Annotated in this window: 1 protein-coding gene and 1 pseudogene; both read right to left on the minus strand. The window is 62.9% G+C overall.

Going from position 1 to position 593, the window contains the following annotated elements; genetic code table 11:
* Nucleotides 1-236 (minus strand): Gfo/Idh/MocA family oxidoreductase (locus ENZ75_RS33660; RefSeq protein ID WP_164888272.1); only part of this gene is annotated, 236 nt, incomplete at its 3' end.
* Nucleotides 237-246: 10 nt separating this feature from the next.
* A pseudogene (locus ENZ75_RS33665) lies at nucleotides 247-593 on the minus strand (sugar ABC transporter ATP-binding protein); the annotation flags it as partial.

Below are 593 nucleotides of genomic sequence, written 5' to 3' on the forward strand. Positions count from 1 at the left end.
TCTTCATGCAGCGTATCGGGTGCCGCCACTATGTAGGCGTCGGCGGCATTGGCAGTCAGCGCGGCGGCGGCATCGGTGAAATGCCGGACGCCGAAATCGGACGCGGCCTTGCTTCCCGAGGCAGCGTTCGGATCAACGAATGCCGATAGTTCCGCGACAGGGCTCTCGGCAACCACCTGCGCATGCAGGAGACCCATGTAGCCGGCACCGACGATGGCGATCTTCAATTTGCTCAAAGGGTCCTCCTTACAGGCATGGTGCAAGGTTGGATGCTGGCCGGGGTGCGCAGGCTGGTGGTGTGATCGTGCGATCACCGAAGGCCAGCGTCATCACATCTTCTTCCGTCGCCCCACGCGCCAGCGTGCCGACAGAGTGGCCTTCGCGCATGACGACGATGCGGTCGGCAACGCCGAGGACCTCGGGCAACTCGCTCGACACCATGAGGATCGCCGCGCCCTCGGCCTTCAATCTTGCGATCAGGTGATGGAGTTCGGACTTTGCGCCGACGTCGACGCCGCGTGTCGGCTCGTCGAGCAGGATGATCTTCGGCTTGGTGGCAAGCCATTTGCCGATGACGACCTTCTGCTGATTGC

The sequence above is a fragment of the Mesorhizobium sp. M7A.F.Ca.CA.002.04.1.1 genome, from assembly GCF_004022805.1.
GTDB classification, from domain to species: domain Bacteria; phylum Pseudomonadota; class Alphaproteobacteria; order Rhizobiales; family Rhizobiaceae; genus Mesorhizobium; species Mesorhizobium ciceri.